This window comes from Bacteroides sp. AF39-16AC, assembly GCF_003602735.1.
GTDB lineage: Bacteria > Bacteroidota > Bacteroidia > Bacteroidales > Bacteroidaceae > Bacteroides > Bacteroides uniformis.
This window is the reverse complement of record NZ_QTLN01000013.1, coordinates 110,847-130,488: the sequence shown is the minus strand read 5'-3', so window position 1 is coordinate 130,488 and position 19,642 is coordinate 110,847. Positions and strand designations below refer to the sequence as shown.

Here is a 19,642-nt window from a genome sequence, read left to right as displayed (position 1 = left end):
GTGGGGCACTTTTTAAATGTTGTTCCGGGTCCCTTTTCAAGTGTTAGCTACAGTATATACAATTGATAATCAGCCGTTATCAGTTTATCTCTCGCGAAGTCTGGGGGGCGTGTGGTCGCAAGTTCGAATCTTGTCATCCCGACTGTTGAGCATTAAGGAGTTAAGTCTAAGACTTAACTCCTTAATTTTTATAGTATTTCTTAATGACAGACTTGCTGCCATAAATATGCTGAATATGTACAAAAAGAAGACGGTGCCTATTCGCTTCAGCGGGAATAGCTCATCAAATTACTGGAATTCTCGTAAGAAATCTCTATTTTTGCACTTTAAACAAGAAAAATTATGGGAGCAGCTAAATGGATAGGCGGCATCATCGGCTTCATGGCCGGAGGACCGCTGGGAGCCTTGGCAGGTTTTGTATTCGGTTCACTGTTCGACACCGATTCAAGTGACGCAGGCAGTTATTATGGAGAAGAACCAACGCACGGCACTACCTATACCGGGCAACGGAACAGTTTCCTCTTCTCCATGCTCGTGATGGCTTCGTACATTATCCGTGCAGACGGGCGCATCATGCATAGTGAAATGGAATTCGTCCGCCGCTTTCTGAGAAGCACATTCGGTGAGGCTGCCGTGGGCGAGGGAGAACGGATACTGCTCAACCTCTTCGAACAGCGCAAGCAGATGGACAGACAAAACCCACTGGCATTTAAAAACACCATCCGTGACTGTGGAACGCAGATTGCCGCCAACCTGACATACGAGGAACGCTTGCAACTGCTGGTATTCTTGGTAGAAATTGCCAAAAGCGACGGACACGTCTGCAACGAGGAGATAGAAGCCTTGAAAGAAGTGGCCATGTACATGGGACTATCCGTCAAGGAAGTGGAATCCATGCTTAACCTAGGCGGTAGCTCACTGAACGAGGCCTACAAAGTACTTGAAATTGAACCCACTGCCACCAATGACGAAGTGCGTGCCGCTTACCGCCGCCTAGCCTTGAAACACCATCCCGACCGGGTGGCAACGCTGGGCGAAGACATCAAGAAAGCCGCAGAAGAGAAGTTCCAAAGCATCAACAATGCCAAAGAACAGATATACAAGGCACGAGGTATGAAATGACGTACCTCGCTCCTTGCCTTGTGGACAGCATCATGACGTTTATAAACATTCTATATTAACATCAACCCACACACTTATGAAGAAAACCCTTGCAATCCTTGCACTAGGCCTTACTGCCATTGCCGGACATGCCGCCACGCCGCTCTGGATGCGCGATGTGCAAATCTCTCCCGACGGTACGGAAATCGCATTCTGCTACAAAGGAGACATCTACAAGGTGCCGGCCAAAGGTGGAACCGCCACACAGCTTACTACCCAAGAGAGCTACGAATGTACCCCCATATGGTCGCCGGACGGCAAACAAATAGCCTTTGCCAGCGACAGATACGGCAACTTCGACGTATTCGTGATGCCGGCAGACGGCGGAACCGCCCAACGGCTCACTACCCACTCCACCGGTGAGATACCCTCCACATTCACTCCGGACGGAAAGTATGTCTTGTTTTCCGCCTCCATCCAGGACCCGGCAAGCAGCGCTCTTTTCCCCACTTCGGCCATGACCGAGCTTTACAAAGTACCTGCAACGGGAGGGCGTACGGAGCAAGTGCTGGGCACCCCTGCCGAAGCGGTCTGCTTCGACAAGGCGGGCCATCAGTTCCTCTACCAAGACCGCAAGGGATTTGAAGATGAATGGAGAAAGCATCACATCTCCTCCATCACCCGCGACATCTGGCTGTATGATGCAAAGACGGGTACCCATACCAACCTCACCGACCGCGCGGGCGAAGACCGCAACCCGGTGTTGTCACCCGATGGAAGAACGGTTTACTTTCTGAGTGAGAGAAACGGCGGCTCATTCAACGTGTATGCCTTCCCGCTGGCACAGCCCCGAGAGGTGAAGCCCATCACCAGCTTCAAGACACATCCCGTGCGCTTCCTCTCCATGAGTGACGGCGGGACGTTGTGCTACAGTTACGACGGCGAAATCTATACCCAGCAGCCGGATGCCACTCCGAAGAAAGTCGCCATAGAACTGGTGCGCGATGACCGGCCGCAATTCGCCAACCTGCAGTCTTCCGACGGAGCCACCTCTGCCGTTGTGTCCCCGGACGGAAAACAGATTGCCTTCACGCTGCGCGGAGAAGTCTTTGTCACTTCGGCAGACTATGCCACTACCAAGCAGGTGACGCACACACCGGCACGCGAAGCGGGCCTCTCCTTTGCGACGGACAACCGCACCCTGGCCTACGCCAGCGAGCGAGGCGGCAACTGGCAGCTCTACCTTGCCAAGATAGCCCGCAAGGAAGACCCTAACTTCCCGAACGCCACGCTGATTGAAGAAGAAGTGCTGCTGCCCTCCACCACCGTGGAACGTGCCTATCCGCAATTCTCGCCCGACGGCAAGGAACTCGCCTTTATCGAAGACCGCATCCGGCTGATGGTGCTCAATCTGGAGACGAAGAAGGTGCGCCAGATTACGGACGGCTCCACCTGGTACAGCACCGGCGGAGGATTTGACTACGCATGGTCGCCGGACGGTAAATGGTTTACACTTGAGTTCACGGGTAACAAGCACGACCCCTACTCCGACATCGGCCTGGTCAGCGCAGAGGGAGGCAAAGACATCATCAACCTCACCAATAGCGGCTACATGAGCGGCTATCCCCACTTTGCGCTGGACGGCAACGCCATCCTTTTCACCACCGAACGCTACGGCATGCGTGCCCATGCCTCATGGGGCTCGCTGAACGACGCCATGCTCGTCTTCCTCAACCAAGACGCCTACGACAAATACTGCCTGAGCAAAGAAGACTACGAACTGCGCAAGGAGCTGGAGAAGGAACAAAAGAAGTCTGCCGGAAAAGACACCCCCCAAGACAAAAACAAGGATAAAAAGAAGAAAGACGACAAGAAAGACAGCAATGCTGACGAAAAAGATGACCAGCCGAAAGACATCGTCGTCGAGCTGCGAGGCATCGAAGACCGTGTGGTGCGCCTCACCCCGAATTCTTCCGACATGGGCAGCACCATCATCTCCAAGGATGGCGAGACACTCTACTACCTGGCAGCCTTCGAAGGCGGCTACGACCTCTGGAAGATGAATCTGCGCAAGAAAGAGACCCGCCTGCTACACAAGATGGATGCCGGATGGGCGGACATGCAGCTGGACAAGGACGGCAAGAGCCTCTTCCTGCTGGGTAGCCACAAGATGCAGAAAATGGACACTTCATCCGACGCGCTGACCCCCATCACCTTCCAGGTAGATGCCAAGATGGACCTGGCTGCGGAGCGCGAATACATGTTCGACCACGTGTACCGCCAACAGCAGAAGCGATTCTACAATACCAATATGCACGGAGTGGACTGGGACAAGATGACCGCCGCCTATCGCCGCTTCCTGCCCCATATCGACAACAATTATGACTTTGCCGAACTGCTGAGCGAATGGCTGGGCGAGCTGAACGTATCTCACACCGGCGGCCGTTTCTATCCCAAAGGGCAATCCGAACCTACTGCCAGCCTGGGACTGTTCTTCGACTGGAACTACACGGGCAAGGGCATGCTCATTGCCGAAGTAGTGGAGAAAGGCCCCTTCGACACAGCCAACACCCGGGTGAAAGCCGGCACAGTCATCGAAAAGATAGACGGCGTGGAAATCACCCCCGATGCGGACTATTACACGCTGCTCAACAACAAGGCACGGAAGAAAACACTTGTTTCTCTCTTCGACCCGCAGACCAAGGAGCACTGGGAAGAGGTCATTATCCCCATTACGAACGGTGCGTTCAGCGATTTACTCTACAGCCGCTGGGTGAAACAGCGTGCGGCAGACGTTGACCGATGGTCGGGTGGCCGATTGGGTTACGTGCACATCGAGTCTATGGGAGACGACAGTTTCCGTTCCGTCTACTCGGACATCCTGGGAAAATACAACAACCGCGAAGGCATCGTCATCGACACCCGTTTCAATGGCGGTGGACGCTTGCACGAGGATATAGAAATACTTTTCAGTGGACAAAAATACTTCACCCAAGTGGTGCGCGGTCGCGAGACGTGCGACATGCCCAGCCGCCGCTGGAACAAACCCTCCATCATGGTGATGTGCGAGGCCAACTACTCCAATGCGCACGGCACGCCGTGGGTTTACAGCCACCGCGGACTGGGCAAGCTGGTAGGCATGCCCGTGCCGGGAACCATGACCAGCGTGTCGTGGGAACGCCTGCAAGACCCGTCATTGGTATTCGGCATCCCCGTCGTGGGCTACCGCCTGTCGGACGGCAGCTATCTGGAGAACTCGCAGCTGGAGCCGGACATCAAAGTAGCCAATTCACCCGAGACCATCGTGAAGGGAGAAGACACACAGCTGAAAGCTGCCGTAGAGGAACTGCTGAAGGAACTCGAAAAATAAGTACCGCCTTGCCCCACGCAGGAATACCGGTCATATAGGCCGATATATATATTAAGATGATGTGTCAAAACGGTTGATGGCACATCATCTTTTTTTATATGCCACAAGGAAGCAATACTTTTTCTATCTCACTTTTTTGCACTATCTTTGTGACATAAACTCCTAACTCTTTAACTGATTATGTTTGCTGACTTGTTAAACTCCTCCTATTTCGCGCTCTTTCTCATTGTGGCTTTAGGCTTCATGTTGGGAAGAATCAAGATTAAAGGGCTTTCGCTGGACGTCTCCGCCGTCATCTTCATTGCCCTACTGTTCGGACACTTCGGTGTCATCATCCCCAAAGAGTTAGGAAACTTCGGACTGGTGCTCTTCATCTTCACCATCGGCATCCAGGCCGGTCCCGGATTTTTCGACTCCTTCCGGAGCAAGGGCAAGACGCTTATCATCATCACCCTGCTCATCATCTGCTCCGCCGCCCTCACAGCCGTAGGATTGAAGTACGCCTTCGACATAGACACCCCCAGCGTGGTGGGCCTCATAGCCGGCGCCCTGACCAGTACACCGGGACTTGCCGTAGCCATTGACAGCACCCATTCCCCACTGGCATCCATCGCTTACGGTATTGCCTATCCTTTCGGCGTTATCGGCGTGATTCTCTTCGTCAAGCTGCTGCCCCGTATCATGCGCATCGACCTCGACAAAGAGGCGCGCCGGTTGGAGAAGGAACGCCGCAGCCAGTTCCCGGAACTGACAACCTGCCTGTTCCGCGTGACCAACCCCGCCGTCTTCGGCCGCAGCCTGATGCAAATCAATGCGCGCGCCATGACCGGTGCCGTCATCTCGCGCCATAAGCACAATGAGCAGATAGCCATCCCCACCGCCCAGACCATCCTGCACGAGGGAGACTGCATACAAGCCGTGGGCAGCGAAGATGCCTTGAACCAGCTTGCCGTCCTCGTGGGCCAGCGCGAAGAAGGCGAACTGCCACTCGTAGACATGCAGGAGATTGAATCCCTGCTGCTCACCAAGAAGGATATGATAAACAAACAGCTGGGCGACCTCAACCTGATGAAGAACTTCGGCTGTACCGTCACCCGCGTCCGCCGAAGCGGTATCGACCTCTCCCCCTCGCCCGACCTGGCGCTGAAGTTCGGCGACAAGCTGATGGTGGTGGGCGAGAAAGACGGCATCAAAGGCGTGGCACGCCTGCTGGGCAATGACAACAAGCAGCTGTCCGACACCGACTTCTTTCCCATCGCCCTGGGCATCGTGCTGGGCGTGCTCTTCGGCAAGCTGAACATCTCCTTCTCGGACAGTCTGTCGTTCTCGCCGGGACTGACGGGAGGCATCCTCATGGTGGCCCTCCTGCTCAGCGCCATCGGAAAGACCGGCCCCATTCTGTGGTCCATGTCCGGCCCTGCCAACCAACTGCTGCGCCAGCTGGGATTGCTCCTCTTCCTGGCCGAAGTAGGCACCTCGGCAGGACGGAATCTGGTAGCTACCTTCCAGGAGAGCGGCTGGCTCTTGTTCGGCGTAGGTGCCGCCATCACACTGGTACCCATGCTGGTGGCCGTCATCGTCGGGCTATTCGTATTCAAGATAAACATTCTCGACCTGCTGGGCACCATCACCGGCGGTATGACCAGTACGCCCGGCCTTGCCGCCGCCGACTCCATGACAGACAGCAACATACCGAGCGTGGCCTATGCCACGGTATATCCCATTGCCATGGTATTCCTCATTCTGGTAATCCAGGTGATAGCCTCCGCAGTCTATTGACGCATGAAGACGTACAGCCGGACAGAAGCCATCGCCCGCATGAACGCACTGGCCGGAGCCAATGTGCCCTTCCTCTTCGTCGTAGACTACGCGCAAGAGCAGTCGCACATCGAGCCCCTCGACCGGATAGATCCCGCCACTTGCCTTTTCCAATTCCCGAAGGCAGGCAACACGGAGACAGCTGCAACAGCCCTTGCCAGAAGCACAGCCGCCCGATGCGCCGGCCCTATCCAGTGGGACATCACTCCCCCTTCCCCCGCCGCATACAGACATTCGTTCGACCTCGTGAAGCAAAACCTGCTGGCAGGCAACAGCTACCTGACGAACCTCACTTGCCGGGTACCCGTCACCACCAATCTGACACTGGAAGAAATATTCCTCCACTCCGAAGCCTTGTACAAGCTGTGGCTGAAAGACCGGTTCGTCTGCTTCTCCCCCGAAATCTTTGTCCGTATAGAGAAGGGCAAGATAAAGTCCTTCCCCATGAAAGGCACCATCGACGCCACCCTGCCCGATGCGGAACAGCTCTTGATGCAGGACACCAAAGAGGCAGCCGAGCACGCCACCATCGTCGACCTGATACGCAACGACCTCAGCATGGTTTCGGAACACGTCGAAGTGACCTCCTACCGATATATAGACCGCCTGCAAACCAATAAGGGCCCCATCCTCCAGACCAGCTCCGAGATATGCGGCACCCTGCCCGAAGACTACACCGCACACCTGGGCGACATCATCTTCTGCCTGCTTCCTGCCGGCTCCATCACCGGCGCCCCCAAGCCCAAAACCGTAGAAATCATCGCCCAGGCCGAAGACTACCGCCGGGGCTTCTACACCGGCATCATGGGGCATTATGCCGACGGACAGCTGGACAGCGCTGTCATGATACGCTTCATCGAGCAGGAAAACGGCCAGCTCCACTTCAAGGCAGGAGGCGGCATCACCGCCAAAAGCCGGTGGGAAAGCGAATACAACGAAGTAATACAGAAAATATATGTGCCTATTTATTGAGACCATACGCATCGACCACGGAAGGGTCTGCAACCTTTCCCGCCACAACCGAAGGCTGAACGATACCCGCGCCCACTTCTGGCCGGAAAGCACACCGCTGCAACTGTCCGATTATCTGTCGTCTCCCGGCTGTGGAGCAGGCATCACCGGGGCGGGCATCGTCAAGGCACGCGTAGTGTATGGTGAAAAAGGTATTGAAGACCTCAGCTACTCCCCCTACGCCGTGCGGCACGTGCATTCGCTGGCACTGATGCAGGCCGATACCATCGACTACACCTACAAAAGCGCCGGACGCGAACCGCTGAACTGCCTCTTTGCCCTGCGCGGCGCATGCGACGACATTCTGATTGTGAAACAAGGCCTGCTGACAGACACCTCCATCGCCAACATCGCCCTTTCCGACGGTACCCACTGGTACACGCCGGCACATCCCCTGCTGAAAGGGACCAAACGGGCAGCCTTGCTGGAAGAAGGAATCTTGCAGGAAAAAGATATCAGACCGGAAGACTTGCCTTCATTCTCTACTGTCAGGCTGTTCAATGCCATGATTGACTGGGGAGAACTGGAACTCCCCGTACGGAACATCATCCCGTAGAGCCTCTACTCGTGCATATCGTTGAGATGTATCTCCAAAGACTTCACCGATATATATATTTCGTACACCGATATGGCCAGCGAAATAATCAGCAATATCAGCGCCAAACCGAAGATATAGGCCGAAAGCAGATGGAGACGGATATAGACAAAGAACATGCTGACCACGCACAGCAGCAGGCTGCCGATGCCCGCCACCTGCATGGCACGCGTCAGGTAGAGCCGCTTCCTCAGGTTGGCAATCTGCGCCGCCTTCACCGAAGACGGGTTCTCCATGTACTGTTCCTTCAAGGTGCGCACCAGTTGGGCATAGGACAAGAAACGGTTGGTATAGGCCAGCATAATCAGCGATATGGCCGAAAACAGCAAGGCGGGGGTGGTTAAATCTATTTCCATAAGAATGATGCTTAATTATATCTATCCGTCCCGATAGCAGGACTTACCTCCGCAAAGATAAACGAAAGATTGAAACCACAGAAACAAGTTTCCTTTTTTCCATTTCCCAAAGATTTATCCTACTTTTGCAGTGACAATAAAAAAACTCCTTACCACCGTAACTTAACAAATACGACCATGCGATATACCATTTCTGCCCCTATCGCCCTGCATGCCGCCATACAACTCCCGGCATCCAAAAGCATCAGCAACCGCGCCCTCATCCTCCACTCCCTTGCCCATGGCAATATCCTGCCCCGCAATCTGAGCGATTGTGACGACACCATGGTGATGACCCGCGCCCTCGACGGAAATCCCGGACATATAGATATCCTTGCCGCCGGCACCGCCATGCGTTTCCTCACCGCCTACCTCAGTGTAACTCCGGGCACCCGCATCATCACCGGTACACAACGCATGCAGCAACGCCCCATCCGCATACTGGTAGACGCCTTGCGCGAACTCGGTGCTCAGATTGAATACGTCGGGAACGAAGGTTTCCCCCCACTACGCATCACCGGCACAGCATTGAAAGGCGAAGAAATATCCCTTGCCGGAAATGTAAGTTCCCAATATATATCCGCCCTGCTGATGATTGGCGCCGTACTCCCCCAAGGATTACGCCTGCACCTAACGGGCGACATCATCTCCCGCCCTTACATCAACCTGACCCTGCAACTGATGCGCGACTTCGGTGCCCAAGCCGACTGGGCCTCCAAAGATTGTATCACCGTCAGCCCCGGCGGATACACAGATACTCCTTTCACCGTGGAAAGCGATTGGAGCGCCGCCTCTTACTGGTATCAGATGATGGCAATAGAAGGAATTAAAAATGAAAAAATAAAAATGAAAGGGGGAGACAGAAGTAGCGCGAAAGAAAGTGAAGACAGCACGAAGGAAGAAGCGCACACGGCAGAAATCGGACTGCTCGGTCTCTTCGCCCACAGCTATCAAGGCGACAGCCGCGGCGCGGAAGTCTTTGCCCGCCTCGGCGTCCATACCGAATATACAGACCGGGGAGTAAAACTGATCCGTAAGGGTACTCCCGCCACCCGTCTCGACGAAGACATGGTGGACATCCCGGACCTGGCGCAGACCTTTGTCGTCACCTGCTGCCTGATGGACATCCCTTTCCGCTTCACCGGACTGCAAAGCCTTAAAATAAAGGAGACCGACCGTATCACCGCCCTCATTACGGAACTGCGTAAACTGGGTTACGTCGTGCGCTCCGAGCAAGACAGCATCTTGTTGTGGGATGGCGAACGCTGCCCGGCAGACGCTGACCCCGTCATCGCCACCTACGAAGACCACCGTATGGCCATGGCATTTGCCCCCGCCTGCCTTGTACTGCCCCAAATACAGATAGATGAACCACAGGTCGTTACCAAATCTTACCCTGCTTACTGGGAAGACTTGCAAAAGGCGGGATTTAAAGTCTGCCAAAATGCAATGCAATCTTAGAATAAAGCTTTTATTCTAAGAAATACAGCCTTTATTCTTAAGAATATAACCTTTATTCTTAGAAATAAAGGATACATTCTAAGATTAGGATGTATCCAAAGTAGTTTTACAGTACGTTCCAAGCAAGTAATGCCTGCGTCGGGTGGAAGTAATCTACCTACCTGCAATCTGAAGCATTATTTTGTCGTGTACAAAACAATATGTATCTTTGTCCGTTCTATTAATGGAACATGTTTTTCAAGAAAAGGAAGCCCATGTGGATATTGATTATTAGCCTGATTGCCCTTGCCCTCGTGGCAGCCACAGCCGGAATTATACGCAACCGGAAACTGCAGAAGAAGATAGACCGCGGCGAACTGGACGCCATGCCCGAAGTGCAGGAAGTGGATGCCGAGTGCTGCGGACAGCATGAAATCTGCGAACGTGACAGCCTGCTGGCAGCCGTCAGCAAGCAAATAGAATATTACGATGACGAAGAACTGGACAAATACATCGGCACCGCTCCCGATGCCTATACTCCCGAGCAGGAAGACGAGTTCCGCGACGTGTTCTACACCATGCAAGACACGGACGTAGCCGGATGGGTGCGCAGCCTGCAACTGCGTGGCATAGCCTTGCCGGACAACATCAAGGATGAAGTGTTCCTCATCATCGGCGAACGCCGTCTCACCCCCCATTCCTAACACTCCACATCCAACTTTTAATTTTTAATTCTTAATTTTTAATTGAATAAATGGAGCTACTGCAATACACTTTTTTCCAACATGCCCTCATCGGCAGTCTGCTGGCAAGCATTGCTTGCGGGCTGATAGGCACGTACATCGTTACCCGGAGACTAGTGTTCATCAGCGGCGGATTGACGCATGCATCTTTTGGCGGTATCGGCCTGGGATTGTATACCGGCATTTCCCCCATTCTGTCGGCAGCCTTGTTTGCAGTCTTGTCCGCTTTCGGTGTAGAGTGGCTCAGCAAACGGAAGGACATGCGGGAAGACTCCGCCATTGCCGTATTCTGGACATTGGGCATGGCACTGGGCATCATGTTCACTTTCCTCTCGCCGGGATTCGCACCCGACTTGTCCGCCTATCTCTTCGGCAACATTCTCACGATTACCTGGAGCGACATCGCTCTATTGGGAGGGCTCGCCGTCCTGCTGATACTGTTTTTCGCGCTGTATCTCCATCCCATCATCTACGTGGCTTTCGACCGGGAGTTTGCTCGCTCGCAAGGTATTCCGGTGCAGGTATTCGAATATGTACTGATGATGTTCATTGCGCTGACCATCGTGGCATGCCTGCGCATGGTGGGCATCGTGCTGGTTATTTCACTGCTCACCGTTCCGCAGATGACCGCCAACTTGTTCTCGCACCGGTTCCACCGCATCATCTGGCTTTCCATCGGCATCGGTTACCTCAGTTGCCTGGGCGGGCTGATGATTTCTTTCTACTTGAATGTCCCCTCGGGTGCATCCATCATATTCTTTTCCATCATTATCTATGCCATTTGCAAGACGGGAAAAAGTTTTTGGCTATATTTGCAACGCTAAATCAAAAGACACAATGGAAATCAAAATTCAGTCATTAGACCAGATTCACGAAGCCGCCCGCCAGTTCATCGCTGAAATGGGTGACAATACCGTCTTCGCCCTCTATGGAAAAATGGGGGCGGGCAAGACGACTTTCATCAAAGCCGTTTGCGAGGAATTGGGCGTTTCCGACGTCATCACCTCCCCTACCTTCGCCATTGTCAACGAATACCGTTCCGACACTGCCGGCGAACTGATTTACCATTTTGACTTCTACCGCATCAAGAAGCTGGAAGAAGTGTATGACATGGGGTACGAAGATTACTTCTACAGCGGCGCCCTCTGCTTCATAGAATGGCCGGAGCTGGTAGAGGAACTCTTGCCGGGCAACACCATCAAGGTCACCATCGAAGAAGTGGAGAACGGAGAGCGGAAAGTCACGTTAGAGAGCTTTGAATAAGGCATGCTTTTCCCCCGCTTTAATTTTTAATTCTTAATTCTTATTTCTGATGAGCCAATACATCGTTCAAGGGATTTTTGCCGTCGCAGGCATCATCGCCTTGCTGGCAGCCATATTGGACTGGAACTGGTTCTTTACTGCCCGAAACACCCAGTTTATCGTACAAAATGTAGGGCGGCGACAAGCTCGCCTGTTCTACGGTGTATTGGGTGTCATTCTCATCGGCACATCCATCTTCTTTTTTCTGAATACGCCACCGGTTACATAAAAACAAGAAATCGCGGATGAAGCCATGCTCATCCGCGATTTTACTATACTTTTGATACAGACTATTCTTCGTCCAAAGATTCCGTATATTCCATCTCACCTTGTACGATGAAAAGGATTTCTTCCGGATCATAGTCACCCATCTCATCCTTATGGGCTTCCTTGACAATATAGTCCACGATTTTCCCCAAATCAATCTCGATGTACCCATCCGCATCCGGCTGCGCATCAAGGATGCCGCTCTCGGAATAGTACTCGTCAATCAAATCGAGAAAATAATAGAACTCGTCGTCAGAGAACTTCTCTTTCAACTCCTGCGGCAAATAATTCTTGATGTACTCGATGGTCTTTTCATCATCGACATCATTCTGCAAAAAATCGTCTTCCATTCCCATACTTACTATTGCTTAAAGGGTTAATGTTATTGACTATTTGACGATTTACGATTTACTATTTGGCTGCGCTATGATGCCGAAAGGGTAAATCGTAAATAGTAAATCGTCAAATAGTACCTTATAATATCGCTTCTATCTTGGCCACGTAAGCAGATTTCGGAGCAGAACCTACTTGCTTGTCCACCAGCTCTCCATTCTTGAAGAACAAGACTGTAGGGATGTTGCGTATACCATATTCGGCAGCCACGTCGCCGTTCTCATCCACGTCACATTTGCCAATGATTACCTTTCCTTCATATTCAGTAGCCAATTCATCGATGATTGGTCCCACCATCTTACAAGGGCCGCACCAAGGTGCCCAGAAATCCATAACTACCGGTTTTCCCTCTGCCAGGATTTCTTGAAAATTGCTGTCTGTAATTTCTAAAGCCATTTCTTTTAATATTAAATGTCAACTATAATTATTAATTTACTGTCAATTGCGTTTTATCAACCTTCGCTTTCGAAGCAAAGATAGTGCAAACCGAATGCAAAACAAAATGAACTAGTTCATTTTTTATGCTGAGATGCAGCCTATCTTCGTTTTCCAACAAAGATAACTAATTAATCCTGAACTCAAGATCCGAACGCTCTTTTAAATAAGTAATCAGTTCACGCCCCACGGAAAGCTTCACGGGACGGGAAATCAAATCGACCGTCATCTTGCTATCCTCATCTCTGACTTTGAAATAAAGCTCCGTACTGCCCGGACGTTCCTTGGTCAGTTCCGCCAGTTCAGTTATCAAAGCCTTGTTCAGCACACTCAGCGGAATGAGAATGGTTATCTTCTCAATCAGTTTCTCCTTGACGTCAGGCAACAGTTCCATGGAGGTTATCTTCAGCTCCAACTCATCCTGCCGCCATTGCTTGGGCTGGCAACGGGCTTTGATGAACAAGAAGGTACGTTCACCCAGATACCCCTGATAGGTCACCCAATCATTTCCGAAGAAAGGAAGCTCTGCCGAACCGGAATAGTCTTCAATCTTGGCTATGCCGTAAGGATTTCCATTTTTGCTGATACCGCGACGCACGGCGGTCACGATGCCACCCATTGTTATTTCGCGTCCCACAAGTGCCGTCTTATCTTCCAGCTCTGCCATGTGAGTGTTGCAAACATGCTCCAGAACTACGGAATACTCATCCAACGGGTGTGCGGACAGATAGATACCTACCAAATCGCGCTCCCGGTTCAAACGGTCGAGGTCGCTCCAACGTTCCGCTACCGGTATTTCCGGAGTGGCGATATCCACCACATTCTCACCGCCGAACAAGGAGTTTGCAGCCGCAGCCTGGTCGGCCTGGTAACGGTTACCATACCGCACCAAGGTTTCGAGGAAGACCTCGTTCTTGGAATTTACGGCAAAATACTGCTCTCGCTTCAGCTCCGGGAAGCTGTCGAACCCGCCCGCCAAAGCAAGACATTCCAGATTCTTCTTGTTGCAGGCTGTCAGATTGACACGCTGCACAAAATCAAATATACCCTTGAAAGGACCATTCTTCTCGCGTTCCTCCATGATGCTCTGCACAGCACCCTCGCCTACCCCTTTCACCGCGCCAAGACCAAAACGGATATTGCCTTCCTTGTTCACGGTGAACTTCAGGTTACTTTCATTCACATCCGGCCCCAATGTATTGATGCCCATTGCCTTGCATTCGTCCATCAGTTTGGTTATATCGGTAATATTCGCCAAACTTCGGCTCATGACCGCCGCCATGTATTCGGCCGGATAGTTGGCCTTGAGGAAAGCCGTCTGATAGGCCACCCACGAATAGCAAGTGGCATGTGACTTGTTGAAGGCATAGGATGCAAACTTTTCCCAGTCGGCCCAGATTTTCTCAAGCACTTTCGGGTCGTGGCCGTTCTTTTGTCCGCCCGAAATGAATTTCGGCTTCATGTGGTCCAGCTTGTCACGCAGTTTCTTACCCATCGCCTTACGCAAGGCATCGGACTCACCACGGGTGAAGTCCGCCAGCAAACGCGACAGAAGCATGACCTGCTCCTGGTAGACCGTAATACCGTAGGTATCCTTCAGATACTTCTCCATGATGGGGATGTCATACTCGATGGGCTTGCGTCCCCACTTACGGTCGATGAAGTCGGGGATATAATCCATAGGTCCCGGACGGTAGAGGGCGTTCATGGCAATCAAGTCCTCGAAAGTGCTCGGTTGCAACTCACGCAGATATTTCTGCATACCGGCCGATTCAAACTGGAACGTACCGATGGTGCGGCCGTCGCAATAGAGTTTATAGGTAGCAGGGTCGGAAATGGATATCTTGTCGATGTCGAGTTCCAAGCCGCGGTGCAGACGTACATTGGCAACGGCTTCCTTAATGATGGACAAGGTTTTCAGTCCGAGGAAGTCCATCTTGATAAGTCCCGTATCTTCGATGACGGAACCTTCGTATTGGGTTACGAGCATCTTCTCGCCCGTCTCCTTATCATCCGCCGTGCTGACGGGTACCCAATCCGTGATGTCGTCACGGCAAATAATAGTACCGCAGGCATGCACACCCGTACCGCGTACATTACCTTCCAGCATCTTGGCATATTTCATCGTATCGCGCACCAGCGGATCGGGCGAAGCCTCCGCAGCCTGCAATTCGGGTACGTACGCGATAGCATTCGGCAGGTTGAGTTTTTTGTCGGGAATCTTATCCGGCACGAGCTTGCACAGACGATCCGATTCGCTCAAAGGCAGTTTCTGTACGCGCGCCACGTCCTTGATAGCCATCTTGGTCGCCATCGTGCCGTATGTAATGATGTGCGCCACCTTCTCTTGCCCGTACTTCTCCGTCACCCAGCGGAGCACTTCTCCACGCCCGTCATCATCGAAGTCCACATCGATATCAGGCAAAGAGATACGGTCGGGATTCAAGAAACGCTCGAACAGAAGGTCGTATTGAATCGGGTCTATTTTCGTGATGCCCAGGCAATAGGCCACCGCCGAGCCGGCAGCCGAACCACGTCCCGGTCCTACCGAAACGCCCAGCTGTGTGCGGGCGGCATTGATAAAGTCCTGCACAATCAAGAAGTATCCCGGGAAACCCATCGTCTTCATGATGTACAGCTCAAAGACCAGACGCTCCTTCACCTCGTCGGACAAGGGATCACCGTACAGCTTTTTAGCACCGTCGAATGCCAACTTTGCCAGATAGTCGGCTTCCAGCTTGATACGGTACAGTTTGTCGTAGCCCCCCAGACGCTTTATCTTGGCATTGGCGGCATCCTCATCCAGCACCACCTTGCCGTTTTCATCCTGGGTAAACTCATCAAATAAGTCCTTTTCGGTATATTTCTGCCGATAGCCCTCTTCCGTTCCGAAATCTTCCGGAATAGCAAACGTAGGCATAATAGGAGCGTGGTCGATGGAATAATATTCCACCTTGTCCAAAATCTCCAAGGTATTGGACAAGGCTTCGGGAACATCCTCAAACAAGGCGTTCATCTCAGCCTTTGTCTTCATCCATTCCTGCTTGGTATAAAGCATTCGGGTAGGGTCATCCAGATCTTTACCCGTGCTCAGACAAATCAGGCGGTCGTGCGCTTCCGCATTCTCTTCATCCACAAAGTGGACGTCATTAGAGCAGATAACCTTAATGTCATATTTCCGGGCAAGCTCCAGCAACTTGGCATTCGCCTTCTGCTGAAGCGGATAGGCTTCGTGGTTGGCACGGGGAACAGTGGCTTTATGGCGCTGAAGCTCCAGATAGTAATCATCGCCAAACAGATTCTTATACCAGCGTACAGCTTCTTCTGCCTCTTCCAGCTGGTCATTGATAATCTTCTTAGGAACCTCGCCACCGATACAAGCCGAGCAGACAATCAGCCCCTCATGGTACTTTTCCAGTTCACTGCGGTCTGTACGCGGACGCATATAGTATCCCCTTGTCCAGGCATGCGATACAAGTTTTATCAGATTGTGATACCCCTTCTCATTCTTTGCCAGCACAATCAGGTGATAGCCACTCTGGTCCGGCTTCCCCTCCTTCTTATCCATGGTTCGGCGGGCCACATACATTTCACAGCCTACAATCGGCTTGAACAGCTTGCTTTCCGCTTCTGCCATCTTGGCACGACAATCGGCAATCTCCGCTTCCTTGTCTTCACACTCTATCTCACCGCTTTCAATACCGGCAATCCTTTTCTTGAGGTCCTTTATCTCCCCCTTTGGCCCGCTGTTCTTCTTGTTGACATAGTTGGTGAACTCCTTGATACCGAACATATTTCCATGGTCGGTCACGGCAATGCCTTTCATACCATCCTTCATGGCCTTGTCAACCAGCCTGCTGACACTTGCCTGACCATCCAGAAGAGAGTATTGGGTATGGACATGTAAATGAACAAAATCTTGCATATATATCCTTTCTATTGAGAGCCTAAAATTACAACCTCTATCACAGCTAACAAAAATATTTCCCAAAAAGTTATCAACATGCACATTTCTCTCTCCAAATCCTTGTTAGATTTTCAAAATAAGCCTATTTTTGCAGATAATTTCTATCTAAATTAGCAAATACGATATACATGGGTCGATTAAAAAGATTAAAAAAGATACGCATACACCGTGAAGGAACACATACATTGGCAGGCAGCCTGGTTCTGATTCTGGCTGTCAACACTGCCCTTTACTTCGGATTGGAATGCAAAGTTCCTTTTTACGTAGTAGCGGTCATCAGCCTCATAGTATATGGCATACTCGTGAACTTCTTCCGCTGCCCCATCCGTTTGTTCGGACAAGAAACGGAGAAAGTCGTGGTAGCTCCTGCCGACGGTAAAATCGTAGTGGTGGAAGAAGTGGAGGAAAACGAATACTTCCACGACCGCCGTATCATGGTATCTATATTCATGAGTCTGGTTAATGTACACGCCAACTGGTATCCGGTAGATGGTACGGTAAAGAAGGTATGGCACAAAAACGGGAAGTTCATGAAAGCCTGGCTGCCCAAAGCCAGCACCGACAACGAGCGTTCCACCGTAGTAATAGAAACTCCGGAAGGCGTGGAGATTATGGCACGACAGATAGCCGGAGCCATGGCGCGCCGCATCGTGACCTATGCCGAACCGGGCGAGGAATGCTATATTGACGAACATATGGGTTTCATCAAATTCGGCTCCCGCGTGGATGTCTTTCTACCGTTGGGCACCGAAGTATTCGTTAAACTAGGACAACTGACTACCGGCAATCAGACTGTGATAGCCAAACTTAAATAATAAAAGAACAACAATGGCAAACTGCATTACCCGCCATATTCCAAATACTCTGACCTGCCTGAACCTATTCTCCGGGTGTATTGCTTGTGTCATGGCATTCGAAGCCAGATATGAATGGGCACTCGCTTTCATTATCTTCAGTGCCGTATTCGATTTCTTCGATGGCATGATGGCACGTGCACTGGACGCACACTCCATTATCGGCAAGGATTTGGATTCTCTGGCAGATGATGTCAGTTTCGGAGTGGCCCCTTCCCTGATTGTATTTTCCTTGTTCAAGGAAATGGACTATTCGGGCGCAATGGAAAGCTTGGCCGGCGTTTTCCCCTATCTCGCATTTCTTTTGTCCGTATTCTCTGCACTGCGGCTTGCCAAGTTCAACAACGACACCCGCCAGACGAGCTCTTTCGTAGGACTTCCCGTCCCGGCAAACGCCTTGTTCTGGGCTTCATTGGTGACGGGCGCTCACGACTGGCTGGTGAGCAGCAATTTCCATCCGGTTTATCTGTTGCTGCTGGTCTGCCTTTTCTCATGGCTGCTTGTATCGGAGATTCCAATGTTCTCACTCAAATTCAAGAATCTGTCATGGAAAGACAATAAAACAAGCTTCATTTTCCTGCTTGTCTGCATTCCGTTCCTCATCTTCTTGGGAATCTGCAGCTTTTCTGCAATCATCGTCTGGTATATACTGCTTTCGCTTATTACAAGGAAAAGTAAATAAACAAATCTTTGGCACGGTTGTTGTATTGAAGTTCGCAGAAAACGAACACATAAAAAGACATTAGCCCATGTTTCATATTTTAGGATTTTTATTCATCATCATAATTGCCATTCTGCTCATTGGCCTCAGCATTATCGGTACTGTCATCCGGAACATATTCGGATTGGGCGGACGCCGTACTTCCTCCAACTCCGGTCCCTACCAAAAAGGAAATGGTAATTACCAGCCGGGAGGGTATTCCTACAATGATAATAGACAATCGTCTGAGGAGGCACAAACTGAAGAAGGTGAAATACGTCCCCGCCACAAGAAACTGTTCTCCAAAGACGAGGGAGAGTATGTGGATTTTGAAGAAATCAAGGAGTAGGGATTAGGGATAAAGGATTAGAGATTATTTGCGCTTGGCGGCAAAGAACTCTTTCATCAGGGCGGCACATTCATCTGCCAGAATTCCTTTTACTACTTGTGTTTTGGGATGCAATGCCTGCGAGGCATAGCGCTGATACCCTCTTTTCTCATCTTCGGCGCCAAACACCAGACGCCCCATCTGTGCCCAGGCAATGGCACCGGCACACATCACGCAGGGTTCCACTGTGACATAGAGAGTACATTCATTCAGATATTTGCCGCCAAGAGTTGCAGCGGCAGCGGTAATGGCTTGCATCTCGGCATGGGCGGTGACATCCGTCAAAGTCTCCGTCAGATTATGGGCACGAGCTATGATACGGTCCTTGCACACCACAACTGCACCTACGGGAACTTCTCCCCGTTCACCGGCCTTATGGGCTTCCAAAAGCGCCTGCTTCATATAATAGCTATCGTCCAACGCCACCCCCTTTAATTTTTAATTTTCAATTTTCATCTCCTCATGTCGTGCTCACCGAACAAAGTAGGATAATCCTCTTCCATATTCTTATGGATAAACATGAGAATAGTCTCCCGCAGCCAACGCGACTTGTTCGTTATCTTGTATTTCTCCAGATAACGGTCCACAATCCGCTGCTCTTCCTCGCTCATCAGGCATACCATGCGCTGCTCGCGTTTCGGTTCTTCGGGCGTTGCTTTCGCACACGTTTTATCTCTCTTTCTCATATTTCCTGCAAAATTACTTTTACTTCTGTAAAAACAAAACGAACCTACGTAATTTTTATATCGGAAACACTTAAATAGCACTGAAATATTTTTTTGACCGGTAAACTTAAAGTATTTCTTAAAAACATTTTAATTTAGTAATTAAAAACGTATTTTTGGAGAGTTCTAAATTTAAAA

Annotated in this window: 19 protein-coding genes; 13 read left to right on the top strand and 6 right to left on the bottom strand. The window is 51.2% G+C overall.

Features of this window, described 5'->3' with window-relative positions:
• Window positions 1-342 precede the first annotated feature (342 nt).
• From DW039_RS12430 to DW039_RS12410, 5 genes are all read left to right on the top strand, one after another.
• Entirely contained in the window at window positions 343-1,122 is a 780-nt protein-coding gene (locus DW039_RS12430) for a DnaJ domain-containing protein (RefSeq protein WP_005824158.1), read from the top strand.
• A 76-nt stretch (window positions 1,123-1,198) separates the two neighbouring features.
• Window positions 1,199-4,471, top strand: coding sequence for a S41 family peptidase (locus DW039_RS12425; RefSeq protein WP_120381995.1), 3,273 nt, complete (start codon window positions 1,199-1,201; stop codon window positions 4,469-4,471).
• A 180-nt stretch (window positions 4,472-4,651) separates the two neighbouring features.
• A complete protein-coding gene (locus DW039_RS12420) occupies window positions 4,652-6,250 on the top strand; it encodes an aspartate:alanine exchanger family transporter (protein ID WP_120381994.1) in 1,599 nt (532 codons plus the stop codon).
• A 3-nt stretch (window positions 6,251-6,253) separates the two neighbouring features.
• On the top strand, window positions 6,254-7,261 hold the full coding sequence (locus DW039_RS12415) for an aminodeoxychorismate synthase component I (RefSeq protein WP_120381993.1): 1,008 nt from the start codon (window positions 6,254-6,256) through the stop codon (window positions 7,259-7,261).
• The gene (locus DW039_RS12410; RefSeq protein WP_005824168.1) at window positions 7,245-7,856 is read left to right on the top strand and encodes an aminotransferase class IV family protein; all 612 of its coding nucleotides are present in this window, start codon (window positions 7,245-7,247) and stop codon (window positions 7,854-7,856) included. The genes DW039_RS12415 and DW039_RS12410 overlap by 17 nt, the downstream gene beginning before the upstream one ends.
• Before the next feature lie 5 nt (window positions 7,857-7,861).
• On the opposite strand, the gene DW039_RS12405 is transcribed toward DW039_RS12410, so the two are convergent.
• Window positions 7,862-8,251, bottom strand: coding sequence for a DUF2721 domain-containing protein (locus DW039_RS12405; protein ID WP_005824170.1), 390 nt, complete (start codon window positions 8,249-8,251; stop codon window positions 7,862-7,864).
• Between the two features lie 177 nt (window positions 8,252-8,428).
• Here DW039_RS12405 and DW039_RS12400 point away from each other — a divergent pair, with 177 nt between their 5' ends.
• From DW039_RS12400 to DW039_RS12380, 5 genes are all read left to right on the top strand, one after another.
• Window positions 8,429-9,751: a 3-phosphoshikimate 1-carboxyvinyltransferase gene (locus DW039_RS12400; protein WP_120381992.1), complete on the top strand. Its 1,323-nt coding sequence runs from the start codon at window positions 8,429-8,431 to the stop codon at window positions 9,749-9,751.
• Window positions 9,752-10,005: 254 nt separating this feature from the next.
• Complete coding sequence (locus tag DW039_RS12395) at window positions 10,006-10,434, top strand: hypothetical protein (RefSeq protein WP_035450311.1); 429 nt, start codon at window positions 10,006-10,008, stop codon at window positions 10,432-10,434.
• A 50-nt stretch (window positions 10,435-10,484) separates the two neighbouring features.
• Entirely contained in the window at window positions 10,485-11,297 is an 813-nt protein-coding gene (locus DW039_RS12390; protein WP_005824182.1) for a metal ABC transporter permease, read from the top strand.
• Between the two features lie 13 nt (window positions 11,298-11,310).
• Entirely contained in the window at window positions 11,311-11,736 is a 426-nt protein-coding gene (gene tsaE, locus DW039_RS12385) for a tRNA (adenosine(37)-N6)-threonylcarbamoyltransferase complex ATPase subunit type 1 TsaE (RefSeq protein WP_117703512.1), read from the top strand.
• A 49-nt stretch (window positions 11,737-11,785) separates the two neighbouring features.
• Window positions 11,786-12,004, top strand: coding sequence for an immunity 17 family protein (locus tag DW039_RS12380; RefSeq protein ID WP_005835118.1), 219 nt, complete (start codon window positions 11,786-11,788; stop codon window positions 12,002-12,004).
• Between the two features lie 61 nt (window positions 12,005-12,065).
• Here the strand turns inward: DW039_RS12380 and DW039_RS12375 are convergent, their stop codons facing one another.
• From DW039_RS12375 to dnaE, 3 genes are all read right to left on the bottom strand, one after another.
• Complete coding sequence (locus DW039_RS12375; protein ID WP_005824189.1) at window positions 12,066-12,398, bottom strand: hypothetical protein; 333 nt, start codon at window positions 12,396-12,398, stop codon at window positions 12,066-12,068.
• Between the two features lie 118 nt (window positions 12,399-12,516).
• Window positions 12,517-12,831: a thioredoxin gene (trxA, locus tag DW039_RS12370; RefSeq protein WP_005824191.1), complete on the bottom strand. Its 315-nt coding sequence runs from the start codon at window positions 12,829-12,831 to the stop codon at window positions 12,517-12,519.
• Window positions 12,832-12,997: 166 nt separating this feature from the next.
• Window positions 12,998-16,795, bottom strand: a complete 3,798-nt coding sequence (dnaE, locus tag DW039_RS12360; protein WP_009037192.1) for a DNA polymerase III subunit alpha — start codon at window positions 16,793-16,795, stop codon at window positions 12,998-13,000.
• Window positions 16,796-16,965: 170 nt separating this feature from the next.
• Between dnaE and DW039_RS12355 the strand changes: the two genes are divergently transcribed.
• The 3 genes from DW039_RS12355 to DW039_RS12345 all read left to right on the top strand — a co-directional run bounded on the left by DW039_RS12355 (window position 16,966) and on the right by DW039_RS12345 (window position 18,740).
• The gene (locus DW039_RS12355; protein ID WP_005824199.1) at window positions 16,966-17,652 is read left to right on the top strand and encodes a phosphatidylserine decarboxylase family protein; all 687 of its coding nucleotides are present in this window, start codon (window positions 16,966-16,968) and stop codon (window positions 17,650-17,652) included.
• Between the two features lie 13 nt (window positions 17,653-17,665).
• Window positions 17,666-18,373 carry a CDP-diacylglycerol--serine O-phosphatidyltransferase gene (gene pssA / locus DW039_RS12350; RefSeq protein WP_005835110.1) on the top strand — a complete coding sequence of 236 codons (708 nt, stop codon included), beginning with the start codon at window positions 17,666-17,668 and terminating at the stop codon, window positions 18,371-18,373.
• Window positions 18,374-18,440: 67 nt separating this feature from the next.
• Window positions 18,441-18,740: a DUF4834 family protein gene (locus DW039_RS12345; RefSeq protein ID WP_005824202.1), complete on the top strand. Its 300-nt coding sequence runs from the start codon at window positions 18,441-18,443 to the stop codon at window positions 18,738-18,740.
• A gap of 24 nt (window positions 18,741-18,764) precedes the next feature.
• On the opposite strand, the gene DW039_RS12340 is transcribed toward DW039_RS12345, so the two are convergent.
• Complete coding sequence (locus DW039_RS12340; RefSeq protein WP_009037193.1) at window positions 18,765-19,199, bottom strand: nucleoside deaminase; 435 nt, start codon at window positions 19,197-19,199, stop codon at window positions 18,765-18,767.
• 32 nt (window positions 19,200-19,231) lie between these two features.
• Window positions 19,232-19,465, bottom strand: coding sequence for a hypothetical protein (locus DW039_RS12335; RefSeq protein WP_005824205.1), 234 nt, complete (start codon window positions 19,463-19,465; stop codon window positions 19,232-19,234).
• Window positions 19,466-19,642: the final 177 nt, after the last annotated feature.